General features: G+C 46.5%; 1 protein-coding gene. It reads right to left on the reverse strand.

Annotation, left to right across the window (positions count from 1 at the left end; all coding sequences use genetic code 11):
• The coding region (locus R7P74_RS29170) for a dihydropteroate synthase (RefSeq protein WP_318124212.1) at positions 1 to 523 on the reverse strand (523 nt) is incomplete at both ends.

Below are 523 nucleotides of genomic sequence, written 5' to 3' on the forward strand. Positions count from 1 at the left end.
AGTGTCTGCAACGATGAACTCTGTGATCCCTTTAACTAACGCATGCTCTAAACGTTTTGCGACAGGCCAAGTTCGCCACTCAAGCGCAGAGGCATCTTCTTCTTTGCCAACGCCTTTATCTGCGTACTCAGCCGCGATATCCAACAATCTTTCTGTAGCGTCATCTCGACGGTTAAGCACAACGTCTTCTACTGCTTCTCGTAATTTTTCCGGTACGTTGTCATAAATTTCGAGCTGCCCCGCGTTCACAATGCCCATGTCCATACCGTTTTTAAAACAGTGATAGAGGAATACAGCATGGATAGCTTCACGAACGTAGTTATTACCGCGGAAAGAGAAAGACACGTTCGACACGCCTCCGGAAATCATCGCGTGTGGCAAATCGCGCTTGATGTCCGCTACAGCTTCAATGAAATCAACAGCATAGTTGTTGTGCTCATCAATACCCGTTGCGACGGCAAAAATGTTCGGGTCAAAAATAATGTCTTCTGGCGGGAAGCCAACTTCATCTACTAAAATACGA

The organism is Vibrio sp. 2033 (assembly GCF_033339735.1).